The sequence below is a fragment of the Bacillus sp. LJBS06 genome (assembly GCF_016924995.1).
Lineage (GTDB): Bacteria > Bacillota > Bacilli > Bacillales > Bacillaceae > Bacillus > Bacillus stercoris.
In genome coordinates this window covers 3,307,455-3,320,774 of sequence record NZ_CP070483.1, presented here as the reverse complement: position 1 = coordinate 3,320,774, position 13,320 = coordinate 3,307,455, and the positions used below count along the sequence as shown (strand labels likewise).

The 13,320-nt window shown below is 43.6% G+C and carries 14 protein-coding genes; 7 read left to right on the top strand and 7 right to left on the bottom strand.

Going from position 1 to position 13,320, the window contains the following annotated elements:
* Positions 1-10: 10 nt before the first annotated feature.
* Genes liaF through liaR form a run of 3 tightly spaced genes read left to right on the top strand, consistent with a single transcriptional unit; the run spans position 11 to position 2,428 of the window.
* Positions 11-736 (top strand): cell wall-active antibiotics response protein LiaF, encoded by a 726-nt coding sequence (gene liaF, locus JQX68_RS16955; protein WP_014665339.1) that lies wholly within the window; start codon positions 11-13, stop codon positions 734-736.
* Entirely contained in the window at positions 733-1,815 is a 1,083-nt protein-coding gene (gene liaS, locus JQX68_RS16950; RefSeq protein ID WP_147772514.1) for a two-component system sensor histidine kinase LiaS, read from the top strand. Before liaF ends, liaS begins: the two co-directional genes overlap by 4 nt.
* Complete coding sequence (liaR, locus tag JQX68_RS16945) at positions 1,793-2,428, top strand: two-component system response regulator LiaR (RefSeq protein WP_014665337.1); 636 nt, start codon at positions 1,793-1,795, stop codon at positions 2,426-2,428. The genes liaS and liaR overlap by 23 nt, the downstream gene beginning before the upstream one ends.
* 7 nt (positions 2,429-2,435) lie before the next feature.
* Here liaR and gerAC read toward each other — a convergent pair whose 3' ends face one another.
* From gerAC to gerAA, 3 genes are read right to left on the bottom strand one after another with little or no spacing between them, the layout of a single operon-like run.
* Positions 2,436-3,557: a spore germination receptor protein GerAC gene (gene gerAC / locus JQX68_RS16940; RefSeq protein ID WP_014665336.1), complete on the bottom strand. Its 1,122-nt coding sequence runs from the start codon at positions 3,555-3,557 to the stop codon at positions 2,436-2,438.
* The gene (gene gerAB, locus JQX68_RS16935) at positions 3,554-4,651 is read right to left on the bottom strand and encodes a spore germination receptor protein GerAB (protein ID WP_147772513.1); all 1,098 of its coding nucleotides are present in this window, start codon (positions 4,649-4,651) and stop codon (positions 3,554-3,556) included. The genes gerAC and gerAB overlap by 4 nt, the downstream gene beginning before the upstream one ends.
* The gene (gerAA, locus tag JQX68_RS16930) at positions 4,620-6,068 is read right to left on the bottom strand and encodes a spore germination receptor protein GerAA (RefSeq protein WP_069150287.1); all 1,449 of its coding nucleotides are present in this window, start codon (positions 6,066-6,068) and stop codon (positions 4,620-4,622) included. The genes gerAB and gerAA overlap by 32 nt, the downstream gene beginning before the upstream one ends.
* Before the next feature lie 117 nt (positions 6,069-6,185).
* Between gerAA and JQX68_RS16925 the strand changes: the two genes are divergently transcribed.
* Entirely contained in the window at positions 6,186-6,371 is a 186-nt protein-coding gene (locus tag JQX68_RS16925; protein ID WP_003244599.1) for a YvzF family protein, read from the top strand.
* A gap of 66 nt (positions 6,372-6,437) precedes the next feature.
* Positions 6,438-7,826 (top strand): class II fumarate hydratase, encoded by a 1,389-nt coding sequence (fumC, locus tag JQX68_RS16920; RefSeq protein WP_071580856.1) that lies wholly within the window; start codon positions 6,438-6,440, stop codon positions 7,824-7,826.
* A gap of 39 nt (positions 7,827-7,865) precedes the next feature.
* Here the strand turns inward: fumC and JQX68_RS16915 are convergent, their stop codons facing one another.
* Entirely contained in the window at positions 7,866-8,741 is an 876-nt protein-coding gene (locus JQX68_RS16915; protein ID WP_147772512.1) for a TetR/AcrR family transcriptional regulator, read from the bottom strand.
* 167 nt (positions 8,742-8,908) lie between these two features.
* On the opposite strand from JQX68_RS16915, the gene spxO reads away from it, so the two are divergent.
* A complete protein-coding gene (gene spxO, locus JQX68_RS16910; protein WP_003221681.1) occupies positions 8,909-9,073 on the top strand; it encodes an anti-adapter protein SpxO in 165 nt (54 codons plus the stop codon).
* A 28-nt stretch (positions 9,074-9,101) separates the two neighbouring features.
* On the opposite strand, the gene cssS is transcribed toward spxO, so the two are convergent.
* Both cssS and cssR read right to left on the bottom strand, forming a co-directional pair.
* The gene (cssS, locus tag JQX68_RS16905; RefSeq protein ID WP_014665331.1) at positions 9,102-10,457 is read right to left on the bottom strand and encodes a two-component system sensor histidine kinase CssS; all 1,356 of its coding nucleotides are present in this window, start codon (positions 10,455-10,457) and stop codon (positions 9,102-9,104) included.
* On the bottom strand, positions 10,454-11,131 hold the full coding sequence (gene cssR, locus JQX68_RS16900; RefSeq protein WP_040081865.1) for a two-component system response regulator CssR: 678 nt from the start codon (positions 11,129-11,131) through the stop codon (positions 10,454-10,456). Before cssR ends, cssS begins: the two co-directional genes overlap by 4 nt.
* 277 nt (positions 11,132-11,408) lie before the next feature.
* On the opposite strand from cssR, the gene htrB reads away from it, so the two are divergent.
* Entirely contained in the window at positions 11,409-12,785 is a 1,377-nt protein-coding gene (gene htrB, locus JQX68_RS16895) for a serine protease Do-like protein HtrB (RefSeq protein WP_147772511.1), read from the top strand.
* A 44-nt stretch (positions 12,786-12,829) separates the two neighbouring features.
* Here htrB and mrgA read toward each other — a convergent pair whose 3' ends face one another.
* A complete protein-coding gene (gene mrgA / locus JQX68_RS16890; protein WP_014665328.1) occupies positions 12,830-13,291 on the bottom strand; it encodes a metalloregulation DNA-binding stress protein MgrA in 462 nt (153 codons plus the stop codon).
* Positions 13,292-13,320: the final 29 nt, after the last annotated feature.

Here is a 13,320-nt window from a genome sequence, read left to right as displayed (position 1 = left end):
GACACCAGGAATGACAAAAAAACAGCTTCTTGGATTTATCATTGCTTTATTCGGCATCAGTATGTTTTTGCAAATTATCGGAATAGGCGATCTGCTGTTTTGGCCGCTCTTTTTTCTGATTGCCGGCTATTTCCTTAAAAAATATTCCCGTGATTGGCTTGGCTCCGTAATGTATATCTTTGCTGCGTTTCTTTTTTTGAGAAACCTCTTCAGCATCACCTTTAATTTATTCGGCTATGCGTTTGCCGCATTTCTGATTTACGCCGGCTACAGGCTTGTCAAAGGGAAGCCGATATTCGAACCGAATGAGAAACGGGTCAACCTCAATAAAAAAGAACATCATGAACCGCCGAAAGATGTGAAACAGCCTGACATGCGCAGCTTTTTTATCGGAGAGCTGCAAATGATGAAGCAGCCGTTTGACCTGAATGATTTAAATGTCTCTGGTTTTATCGGTGATATCAAAATCGATTTATCTAAAGCGATGATTCCCGAAGGAGAAAGCACGATCGTCATTAGCGGAGTCATTGGAAACGTTGATATTTATGTACCCTCGGACCTTGAAGTGGCTGTCAGCTCGGCTGTTTTCATAGGTGACATCAATCTGATCGGCTCGAAGAAAAGCGGATTAAGCACGAAGGTATATGCCGCGTCAACTGATTTCAGCGAGTCAAAGCGCCGGGTCAAAGTGTCCGTTTCCCTATTTATCGGTGATGTGGATGTGAAGTACGTATGAGAAAAAAACTGCTTGCCAGTCTTCAATGGCGCGCCATCCGCATGACAACGGGAATCAGCCTCCTGCTTTTTGCCTGCTTGATTTCTTTTATGATGTTTTACTACCGGCTCGATCCGCGTGTTTTGCTGTCATCAAGCTGGTTCGGAATACCGTTTATTCTAATTTTGCTGCTGATCAGCGTGACGATCGGTTTTGCCTCAGGGTATATGTATGGCAACCGATTGAAGACAAGGGTTGATACATTAATTGAATCGATTTTAACCTTTGAAAACGGCAATTTCGCTTATCGGATACCGCCGCTCGGAGATGATGAAATCGGCCTGGCCGCCGATCAGCTGAACGAAATGGCGAAGCGCGTGGAGCTTCAAGTCGCATCCTTGCAGAAGCTTTCCAATGAACGTGCGGAATGGCAGGCGCAAATGAAGAAGTCGGTCATATCAGAAGAACGCCAGCGATTGGCCAGAGACCTACATGACGCTGTCAGCCAGCAGCTTTTTGCCATATCGATGATGACATCAGCCGTGCTGGAACATGTCAAGGATGCTGATGATAAAACAGTCAAGCGGATCAAGATGGTCGAGCATATGGCAGGCGAAGCCCAAAATGAGATGAGGGCGTTGCTGCTTCATTTACGGCCTGTCACCCTTGAAGGAAAAGGGCTGAAGGAGGGCCTGACGGAGCTTTTGGACGAGTTCCGAAAAAAGCAGCCGCTTGATATTGAGTGGGATATACAAGACACAGCGATATCCAAGGGTGTTGAAGACCACTTGTTCAGAATCGTGCAGGAGGCCCTTTCAAACGTATTTAGACATTCAAAAGCGTCTAAAGTAACCGTGATTCTGGGCATAAAGAACAGTCAGCTCCGTCTGAAGGTGATTGATAATGGAAAAGGCTTTAAAATGGGCCAGGTGAAAGCATCCTCATACGGCTTAAATTCTATGAAGGAACGTGCAAGTGAAATCGGCGGGGTCGCCGAAGTGATTTCAGTAGAAGGAAAAGGCACACAAATCGAAGTGAAGGTCCCGATTTTCCCGGAAGAAAAAGGAGAGAACGAACGTGATTCGAGTATTATTGATTGATGATCATGAAATGGTCAGAATGGGGCTCGCGGCTTTTTTGGAGGCGCAGCCCGATATTGAAGTCATCGGCGAAGCATCTGACGGCGGCGAAGGTGTTCGGCTTGCTGCGGAACTATTGCCCGATGTCATTTTAATGGATCTAGTCATGGAGGGCATGGATGGCATCGAAGCTACAAAGCAAATTTGCCGGGAGCTTTCCGACCCGAAAATTATTGTGCTCACTAGCTTCATTGATGATGACAAAGTGTACCCGGTTATTGAAGCTGGCGCGCTCAGCTATCTGTTGAAAACCTCAAAAGCGGCAGAAATCGCCGATGCCATCCGCGCTGCAAGCAAGGGAGAGCCAAAGCTGGAATCAAAAGTGGCGGGAAAAGTATTGTCCAGGCTGCGCCACTCAGGTGAAAACGCGCTCCCGCATGATTCCCTTACGAGACGGGAACTCGAAATACTCTGCCTGATCGCAGAAGGAAAAACAAACAAAGAAATAGGCGAGGAACTGTTTATTACGATTAAAACAGTCAAAACGCATATTACGAATATTTTATCAAAGCTGGATGTCAGTGACCGGACGCAGGCGGCGGTGTACGCGCATCGAAACCATCTCGTAAAATAGGCGGCTACTATTTGTTTGCGCCTTTCGTTCCGAAGTCTCTGACAACCACATTGACCCGGTAGTCTATTTCCGCATTGCTGAAATAATCATCGTCCCATTTTCTTGCGATCTTTTTCCACTTTTGAGGATAATGAATTCTGACTTGGTTTCCCAATCCGGTTACGTCCGCTTTGATCTCTTTCTGCAGCTTCTCTGTAATAAATGTCGTTACTGTTTTGTGTACTTGTTTTTCGACTGTCTTTTCAATACTTTTAATATATGAATCCTTAAACGAATCTTCATTTGGATTCCAGTCCTCAGATAGACGACCTTCAATAGTTCGGGTGACAGTGAATTTGAACTTTCCATCCTTGTAGTCCGTCTTGATTTTCCGGTTGCTCGAATATACTTCATAAGAAAAGAGATGGCCATCGCGCTTCAAGTCAATGACGCCTCCTTCGACAGTGCCTGAAAATAAGTTGACATTTTGAACCTCAATCGGGGTGAGATCCCGGTGCCATAATTTGTTTTTGATGATAGAGGCTCCGTTTATCGCGAGCTTGCCATTTTCCTTACCGACATGAGGGATGAGGAATGAATCGTCAGAGGTTAAGTGTTCTGAGATCTCCCCCAATGTAACTGGCTCCATCATTCTGATCGTCACCTTATTATTTTCTGTCAGATCATATATCACGTTGGATGCGGGCTCGCCTTCATCATTCATTTTAAATATATCCTTAGTTCGGCCGTTGGTGATAAAGACGTAGGAACTCCTCCTTGTTCCGTTGTCTCTGACAAACTGGTTAATGATCGCGTCCATTCCAATCTCATCCGCAATCACGCTCTTGGAAAGCAGAATGAGACGCAAATGCTGTGAAAACGTAGGATTATGCTTTAATGCAGAGGTTCTCATCATTTGATGGACAGTTTCACCCTTTGTGATAGACAGCTGTGTCGGGTCAGATGAAGAGCCCTCCTTGGCGCTGATTTTTTTCGGCACGAGAATCTGCTGTGTCAGCTCTAAATTTTTATCGTTGGGCTTGTCTAGGCCTACTCCGATCACCAAGCTTAATTCCTCGATATTCTCGCTGTCCCAACATCCGGACAGCAATAGGGTGCATATAAACATACATAAAATCCGGGTTTTCATTTTGCTGTAATCCTCCTTTTGAGAGCTACAATGAAAAAGAGAATGAAGGGAAGCAGAAACAGGAAGATGAAAATATATCCAAGATAATCGCTGTACATCATGACTTGATTGGCGTCATCCGGCCAAAGAGAAAAATAAAAGACCGTTATGCCGATGATCACCATACTTTTTTTAGTCGATAATCCGAATGTCTTCTTTAACCCATTAGCGGCAAAGTATCCGTAAATGACAAAAGTTGTGAAAAACTGGATGATCCAGACCACCAGTAAAAACGATTCAAACCGTTCAATAAATATGCCTTTAAGCTCAAAGGACTGAAAGAGAGAAATAGTCGGCCAAATCAGCGTTTTCACCTCGGGAGCGGTCAAAGCCCCGACAACGATAATATACGTAACGATATATAAGATAATCGGAATCAAAAATCCTATAGAAGCATATCTGAACGTGTATTTCTTTTTCTTCATATGTTCAGGAAGAAACAGCATCACTTCCATTCCTAAAAAAGAGATGGAAACGACGGTAAGGGAGTTTGCAACAGGTCCAAGGCCTTCGCCTAAAACAGGTCGCAAATTATTAATATCAAAAATTTTTAAACTGATCCCAAACACAACCAGCAAAATAATAATGGTTATCGTTAAATAAAAGGGAAACAGCCGCGACACATCACTTAAGCCCCCGACTATTAAATAAATGCCGCAGCAAATAAACGTTAAAATAATGACTTGAATGGGTGTTCTCTCAAGCAGAAAAAACTTCACCATTTCAGCCATGGCCCGGGTCTCGAAGCTGGCCACGCCTAGGAAATAGCCGCAGATCAAAAGGCCGATGATGCTGCCGATCCATTTCCCAAGCCCTTCCTGCAAATATTCAAAGAGTGAAGGGTATTGATGTTTTTTCTGAATGAGCGTGTTTACATAAATGAAGAAAATAAAAATGAAACCTTCTAATATCAGCGTGATCCAGCCGTCAGGCGTATTAGCCTTAGTAGTCAGCGCTCGCGGCAATGTTAAAAGTCCGGCCCCGAGCATTGTATTTGCAACAATAGAAATACCTTGAAAGGTATTAAGTTTTAGTGGAGTCTGTTTTTGGCTCATTTGGATTATTCGCCTCTTTTGGTTTGTTTTTAATTGGGAGACGGATAATGGAGTCATCCGTATTTTTCAGGCTGAAAAATCCGTTTGGCGAAAAATACGGAGACCCAAAGCTCGTTTGTCTCGTTAAGTGCGTATAAACGACAAGCATAAATAAAATTATTCCGTACAGCCCTAAAATAGCGGCGGAAAACATCGAAATAAAACGCAGCACCCGGAAAGACAGCCCCATTCCGTACTGAGGAACAGTAAAGGACGCCAGGGCAATGACACTGACGACAATGACCATAATCGAACTGACGAGATTCGCTTCTACAGCCGCCTGTCCGATTACTACGCCCCCGACGAGGCCGATCGTCTGTCCGAGCGGATTGGGGAGTCGCAGTCCGGCTTCCCTCAGCAGCTCGATGGTTACTTCCATCAGCAAGGCTTCAAATATCGGAGGGAACGGCACGTTTTCCCTGTTTGCCGAAATCGTGACGGCGAGTGCGGTCGGCAGCAGCCCCTGATGGAAGGAAACAAGTGCAATATAAATCGATGACAAAAACAAGGTGATAAAGATAGAAGCAAAGCGCAGCGACCGGATAAGAGATGCTGAAATCCAGCGTTCATAGTAGTCATCCGGGGACTGCATCAGGATGCCGAGAGAAACCGGCACCAGCAGCACAAATGGTGAACTGTCGACCAAAATTGCCACACGGCCGTTAAACAGGGCTGAAGAAACCTTGTCAGGCCTTTCCGTATTTTGAATCTGCGGAAAAGGTGAATATTTATTATCTTCAATGAGCTCCTCGAGCGTTCCGCTGTCCTGGATATCTTCCAGCTGGATATTTTTAAGCCGCGCTTTTACTTCTTTTATGACGGACTTTTTTGCTTTGCCTTCAATATACATAATGGCTGCAGGCTTCAGCTTGTTTTCGCCGATCATGATTTTTTTGGTGATTAATTTCGGATGAGAGGTTCTTTGTCTGATCAGAGCGAGATTTGTATCGATATCCTCTACAAACGCAACTTTTGGGCCGCGAACTACTTTTTCAGTTGTCGGCTCTGTCAGGCTTCTTGTTTTTTTCTTTCCTGTGCTTAGAATATAGGCTTTGTCTAACCCGTTGATAAACACGGCACAATTGCCGTTGAGAATCGATTCAATTGTTTTTTTGGCGGTTTCAATAGGTCTTGCGTCAAGCTGGTCAAGGCGTTTTTTGACCTGGTCAAGCGTTAAGGTCTCTTCATCTTTGATCAAAGTTTTAATGGCTTCTGACACCTTATTCTCATCAGTCAGTTCACTGAAATAGAGATAGTAAAAAACCAATCCGTTCGCAAGCATTTTTTTATTTTTCACAAGATCATCGTTTTCTTTTAATTTTGGAAGCAACAATGCTAAATTATCGTGTATATATTCCTTAAACTCTGTTTGTTCCAATGAGGTCACCTCTTATCCAAAACCTTAGTAGAGGTTATCTTTTCCTGTTAAAAAAATGATATACTGTGTTAGAGTATTTCATGGAGTAAGTTTTTTTATGAAAGCGGAGGAGACGAAGTGGCACAGGTAAGGCTTGCTGGTAAACAAGAAGAAATCGAACAGCTCATCAGATCATTTGAACAGCATTATGATGTCTCTTATACATCAAAGGAGTACGGCAGGACGAATCCAAAATACAAATATTCAAAGGATTCCCGCGTATATCTTGAATTAAAATTAAAATCTGCCAAGATCGAAAAATAAAAAGGATTTTTTGTGTCATTGGCGAATTATGATCTATTGAAGCAACCGTTATGGAGGGATACATAAATGGAATACAGAATTGAACGAGACACCATGGGAGAAGTAAAAGTTCCTGCTGATAAATTTTGGGGCGCCCAAACACAGCGAAGCAAGGAGAACTTTAAGATCGGTTCTGAAAAAATGCCGATGCGTGTTGTGAAGGCGTTTGCAATATTAAAACGAAGCACGGCTCTTGCTAATAAACGTCTTGGCAATCTGGATGCTGAAAAAGCAGAAGCGATTGCAGCAGTTTGTGATGATGTGCTCAAAGGCAAGTACGATGACAACTTCCCGCTTGTTGTATGGCAGACCGGAAGCGGCACACAAAGCAATATGAACATGAACGAAGTGGTAGCCAACCGTGCGACTGCTTTATTAAAAGAGAAGAACTCTGATCTAACGATTCATCCAAATGATGATGTGAACCGCAGCCAAAGCTCAAACGACACATTCCCGACTGCGATGCATGTTGCCGCTGTTTTGGCTGTTTATGAGCAGCTTGTGCCGGCGCTTGATCAGCTTCGCAATACATTGGATGAGAAAGCGAAAGCATACAATGATATTGTCAAAATCGGACGCACGCATCTTCAGGATGCTACGCCACTGACCCTCGGACAGGAAATCAGCGGATGGGTTTACATGCTGGATCGTTCGAAGGAAATGATTTTGGAAGCGACTGATAAAATGCGTGCGCTTGCAATCGGTGGAACGGCTGTCGGAACGGGTATCAACGCCCACCCAGAGTTTGGAGAGCTTGTCTCAGAAGAGATCACCAAACTGACTGGCCAAACGTTCAGCAGCTCGCCGAATAAATTCCACGCGCTGACAAGCCATGACGAAATCACTTATGCGCATGGCGCATTAAAAGCGCTTGCGGCTGACTTAATGAAAATCGCGAACGATGTCAGATGGCTGGCAAGCGGGCCTCGCTGCGGCATCGGGGAGATCGTCATCCCTGAAAATGAGCCGGGCAGCTCCATTATGCCTGGTAAAGTCAACCCGACACAAAGCGAAGCGTTAACAATGATCGCAGCGCAAATCATGGGGAACGATGCGACAATCGGCTTTGCGGCGAGTCAGGGGAACTTTGAACTGAACGTATTTAAGCCTGTTATTATTTACAACTTCCTGCAATCTGTGCAGCTGCTCAGTGACGGCATGAACTCATTCCATGATAAATGTGCTGTCGGTATTGAGCCTAATAAAGAAACCATTCAGGAAAACTTGTCAAATTCATTAATGCTTGTTACGGCGCTGAACCCGCATATCGGTTATGAAAACGCGGCGAAGATCGCCAAGCTTGCCCATAAAGAGGGATTGACGCTCAAAGAAGCGGCTTTGAAGCTTGAATTGCTGACAGAGGAGCAATTTAACGAAATGGTTAAGCCGGAAGACATGGTAAAACCAAAAGCGTAATAGAAAGAAAAAACGGCTGCTTTTTAAGCAGCCGTTCTTCTAAATATGTTGCTGTTTTAATAAATATTTAAGCTGCTCCGCATCTTTAGCGAGCGCTTCAGACTCCGTCAGATTATGAATCATCCCTTTTATAATTGCCAGCTTCGGTGTTTTTTTCTTCATTTCTGCTTCAAGTATATCCAAGCTCTCCGATAATTCAAGAGAGGAGTGTGTGTGTAAGCTGTTAATTTTGTCACGTAGGCTTTTCACAATCGATTCAGTCAGCGGGTCAGGCCGGCCGTGCGTAAGAGGCCCAAATAAAGAGCTCGCCTCTTCCAATGTGATGAAAGGCTTTTCGTGCCGTTCAGACATGCCTTTTACCATATCATCAATTCGATTCATAATGATGTCAGCTAATTGAGACGGTTTCACAGTATACCCGAGCAAAATCATGCATTCCAGGTAAATCTGGCTGATGCCCTCTATTAAAAAACAAAGCTCTGCAGTGTACGGTTCCGCTTTTTTTCCGTAGATGTTCAGCAGACTGTCGATATGAAATTGAAGTGAGGACTGGCGGATTTTTTTTGCGCACTGCTCCACTTCCTCTGTGTAAGGCAGAGAACCTTCCTTCATTTGCATGCTGATAAAATCCTTGTGTTCAAGGATGTTTTCATAGAGTACGGTCAGCTGTTTGCGGTAAGCCGTTCTGGGGCTTTCGTCCTTCGTTTTAATATTTAAAATTCGGGTAAACGTTTTATCATAATAGTAGTTCAGCATAGACAGAAGAAGCGCTTCTTTCGAAGGAAAATAAATATAAAAAGCGCCTTTAGATATTTTGCATTCTTTTGCGATTTCTTGGACTGATGTTGAGTTGTATCCTTTTTGTGCAAACAGTTTTAAGGCTGTTTCAATAATCAGCTTTTCTTTTTCCTTCAATGGTTCCACCCTTTCGGAGCCCGGAGGCCTGCTAGGATATGACCATATAGTCACACCTTCTGTTATAAAATTAACCTTATTGTAACTTGTTTTTTTATCATGTATTATTTATATTATAAATTGAGATGACCGAATGGTCAAAGCTCAAGCGAAAGGGTGAATCTAGAATGAGAGAATTGGACGAAATGATCAGCCGCTTGCGAAACAGAGGTATCAAAGTGGAGAAAGTCAAATATCCGAAGCAGACCTTGTCAGAGAAAAAATGGGTTCATCAATGCAAACAGCCGCTCAAAACAAATTACAGAGATTTTAACGGCTATTCTTTCACATAAAAAAATAGACTGCAAAAACATCTACAGTCTATTTTGGCACTGCTATGCGGTATGTTACACCCGTTTTGTCATTTTCAATTGAGATAGACGCCTTATGAAGAGTTAAAATTCGTTTTACGATGCTTAGACCAATGCCGAATTCGCCTTTCTTCCCTTTATTAAAAGGCTCATAGAGGCTGGAGAGCATCTCATCTTCAATATGCGGACCGTCATTTTTAATGGTGATCACGATATTTCGATCATCTTGTTTCATGCTGATTTCTATTTTTGTCTCAGCATAGCGGATTTGATTTTCCAGAATGTTTTCGAGGAGTTTGTTCCATTGCTCCGGATCACCCGGCATCAAAATATCCTCTTCTACATCAATTTCCCACGATAGTTCTTTCCGAGCCCACTTCAATCGTTCGATGACTTCTTCTGTCACTTCCACGATACTGAACATGTCGTGCTGCACTTTTTGCTTCGCTAAATAATCCAGCTTCGTTAAATATAATAAATCCTTTATTTTTTTCTCCAGCTTAAGCGCTTCGCATTCTATGACATCTACAGTGTTTTCAAGATCTCCTTTAGGGAAAATCCCGTCTTTAATTGATTGTGTATAGCCTCTGATGACCATGACCGGCGTTTTTAAATCATGAGAGATATTTTGCAACAGAGTTCTTTCTGTTTCATCCTTTTGCACAAGCTTTTGGCGCATCTCTTCGATGGTATGGCCCAATTTGCCGATTTCATCTTTCCGATCTACTTTTACTGGGTCGTCCCAATCCTGTTCTGAAATCCGTTTGACGTGTTTTTCAAATGATACGAGAGGCCTTGATAAATACTTTGCAAGCCAAATGGCCGGAATCCAGCTTAATAAAATGACGACAGCGATGATAAACAGAAGCTGTTTGAACAAGGTATAGGCCAAATCGTCCCGATAAGAATCTAGCGCGTAAGAGAGCATCATCGCTGATTGGCCATTGACGGAAAGTCCCTTTTTAATGACAAAAAACACTTTCTCTCCATTGACGTCGGCGCTGTACCGTTTCTTTTTTTCCTCCTGCTTATCAGCCAGCTTGTATACCTTGTGGATAAACGAAGACGACAGAATGCTTAAATCCTTGTCTGAAGAAGCATCTTCATTTTCAGGCAGGAGCACGTGCTGTACGGAGCGGACGGTTGTCGGCGCCGTCGCTTCCTCACTGTAATAGCGCCTTTCAATTGAACCCGGCAGGCGGTACTCCGTCAGAACATGCTGCTCATTTTCAATCGTCGTATACGTTTCATTGGTGAAGAAATCGCGCAGCGTGTTTGAAAATAACACGAGCAGTAAAATCGATATCGCTAACAGGATGCCGGAGATAACAACCCATATCTGAAACGCGAGCGGTTTGTTTTTCATGATGACATCATCCTGTAGCCGAAACCGTAAATCGTCTCTACCTTCAATTCTGGCATCTTTCTGCGCAGTCTCCGAACGAGGTCATCAACGACCCGGTCTGTTCCGAAGTAGTCATGTCCCCATACTTTTAAGAGGATATCCTCACGAGAGTATGGATGCCCTTTATGATGGATAAATAATAGCAGGAGATCAAATTCCTTCGACGTCAAATTGATGATATTTCCGTTTTCATCATAGACCTCGCGGGCGTCTTCAGAGACCCGATACGAGGAGACGGCAATTTCATTTTTTTGTACAGGAGGAGCTTCCTTATATACGAGCTGCAGCAGTTTTTGCACACGGATAATCAGCTCCCGCGGCAGAAACGGTTTTGAAATGTAGTCATTGCTGCCAAGCTCTAAGCCAAGCACTCTGTCAATATCTGCGTCACGGGCGGAAATAAAAATGACCGGCACGTCAGGATCTTTCGCCTTGATTTCTTTAATTAATGTATAGCCGTCGGTATCCGGCAGCATGATATCGAGAATCCACAGGTGGGGAGACGGTGTCATTTTCTTTCTGGCGTCTTCACCTTTCGTAAAAGATGTAATGTTCCAGCCCTCATTCTCTAAATACTTCGTCAGCAGTTCATTCAGGTTATCCTCATCTTCAACTAGATAAATGGTGTATGACAAGGCTCTTCACATCCTTTCAACGTCATTATAAACTAGTTTTAACATACGGCTGGCAATTTTCATAATTTCACATATTCTTTTCATTTTTATCCCACAATGTTTGTTTATGATATGGTTAAGGGAAGAAAGGAAGAGAAAAAGAGCGAGGAAGATGTAGGATGATCAAACATATTCTATTTTGGTGCTTTGCTTTTCTCCTCATTATTGGGACAATTGAACTTGTACATGCGATGAATATGTAACGATAAATGAATAACCGTTAAAGGAGTGCAAGAACATGGATTATCGACGTGATGACCAAAACGATCAACATCAAACAGAACCTTCACATACAGAACAGTCTAATACAGAAAACCAGAAGCTGATAGGACATTCTGAACAAGAATTGCTTGACGCGCCTGTGTCGTATGATGCGGGACGGCAGGAAACAGCTTCTGCGTTAGAAATGGAAAAGCAAGAAACGGCTGTGAAAAAAGAAAAGAAACGGAGAGCCGCATGGCTAAGCCCGATTTTAGGCGGTATTATCGGCGGGGGCCTTATGCTTGGCATCGTGCCTTATCTGCCGTCAGACCAAAATCAGGCGACCGAGACCGCTTCTGCAAATAAACAGGTGCAGTCTGATAATTTTACTTCGACACCGATAACGAACGCTTCAAACGTCGCTGATATGGTAGAGGATTTAGAGCCGACGATTGTCGGAATTTCAAATATCCAAACCTCTCAAAATAACACATTCGGCACAGGAGACGGCTCCAGCTCAGAAAGTGAAAGCGGAACCGGGTCAGGTGTTATTTTCAAAAAAGACAGCAATAAAGCGTATATCATTACAAACAACCATGTCGTTGAAGGCGCGAACAAGCTGACTGTTACGTTATACAACGGAGAAACGGAAACTGCCAAGCTTGTCGGCAGCGATGCCATTACTGATTTGGCGGTTTTGGAAATCAGCGGAAAGAACGTCAAAAAAGTGGCGAGCTTTGGTGATTCTTCACAGCTGCGCACGGGCGAAAAGGTAATCGCTATCGGCAACCCGCTCGGACAGCAGTTTTCCGGTACGGTGACACAAGGCATCATTAGCGGGCTGAACCGGACAATTGATGTGGATACAACACAGGGCACGGTGGAAATGAACGTGCTGCAAACTGATGCAGCGATCAATCCGGGGAACAGCGGTGGTCCGTTAATCAATGCAAGCGGCCAGGTCATCGGCATCAACAGCTTGAAGGTGAGCGAAAGCGGTGTCGAATCACTCGGATTTGCGATCCCAAGCAATGATGTCGAGCCGATTGTTGACCAGCTGCTAAAAAATGGAAAAGTGGATCGTCCGTTTTTGGGCGTGCAAATGATTGACATGGCGCAAGTTCCTGAAACCTATCAGGAAAATACGCTCGGCTTGTTTGGAGATCAGTTAGGCAAAGGTGTTTATGTAAAAGAAGTTCAAGCGAATTCACCTGCGGCAAAAGCAGGCATAAAATCTGAGGATGTTATTGTCAAACTAAACGGCAAAGACGTGGAAAGCAGCGCGGATATCCGCCAGATCCTTTACAAAGACTTAAAAGTCGGAGATAAAACAACAATCCAAGTGCTGCGAAATGGGAAAACGAAAACGTTGAACGTGACACTGACGAAGCAGACAGAAAGCAGCTCAAGCTAAGAAGAAAACAAAAAGCTGAACCCAATTAAGGTTCAGCTTTTTTGCTATCCTAAATAAGAGGAAAGCATCCACACTTGTTTTTCAACTTCTTCAATTAATCCGACAAATAAGTCCGCTGTCGCATTGTCTTGATTTTCTTCAGCCAGGCCGATCACGAATTTAGATTCGCTGCTGATTTGTTTGTAGTCGTTAACCAATGCTTGTACCATTTCTGAGGCTGATGTTTCGTTTCCACCGTCTGTGATAGATGCATGCTCAGCGTATTCTTTCACTGTGGCAACAGGCTGCCCGCCGATCGCCAGCAGACGCTCAGCGATGGTATCGACTGTTTCCGCCGCATGGTCATAAAGTTCTTCAAATTTCTCGTGCAATGTAAAGAAATGAGGTCCTTTCACATACCAATGGAAACGGTGGAGCTTAGAGTATAAAAGAAACCAGTTTGATAATTGTGTGTTCATTGAATTCTCAACTAATGTTTGATTTGTTTTTGCGTTTTCGGTTTTCATAAGATAACGTCCTCCTTGTGATCTGTTGA

What these genes read in the sequence shown, in the direction of transcription:
- liaF (WP_014665339.1), top strand. Translation starts at nt 11, where the DNA reads ATGACAAAAAAACAGCTTCTTGGATTTATCATTGCTTTATTCGGCATC.
- liaS (WP_147772514.1), top strand. Translation starts at nt 733, where the DNA reads ATGAGAAAAAAACTGCTTGCCAGTCTTCAATGGCGCGCCATCCGCATG.
- gerAC (WP_014665336.1), bottom strand. Translation starts at nt 3,557, where the DNA reads ATGAAAACCCGGATTTTATGTATGTTTATATGCACCCTATTGCTGTCC.
- gerAB (WP_147772513.1), bottom strand. Translation starts at nt 4,651, where the DNA reads ATGAGCCAAAAACAGACTCCACTAAAACTTAATACCTTTCAAGGTATT.
- fumC (WP_071580856.1), top strand. Translation starts at nt 6,438, where the DNA reads ATGGAATACAGAATTGAACGAGACACCATGGGAGAAGTAAAAGTTCCT.
- spxO (WP_003221681.1), top strand. Translation starts at nt 8,909, where the DNA reads ATGAGAGAATTGGACGAAATGATCAGCCGCTTGCGAAACAGAGGTATC.
- cssS (WP_014665331.1), bottom strand. Translation starts at nt 10,457, where the DNA reads ATGAAAAACAAACCGCTCGCGTTTCAGATATGGGTTGTTATCTCCGGC.
- htrB (WP_147772511.1), top strand. Translation starts at nt 11,409, where the DNA reads ATGGATTATCGACGTGATGACCAAAACGATCAACATCAAACAGAACCT.
- mrgA (WP_014665328.1), bottom strand. Translation starts at nt 13,291, where the DNA reads ATGAAAACCGAAAACGCAAAAACAAATCAAACATTAGTTGAGAATTCA.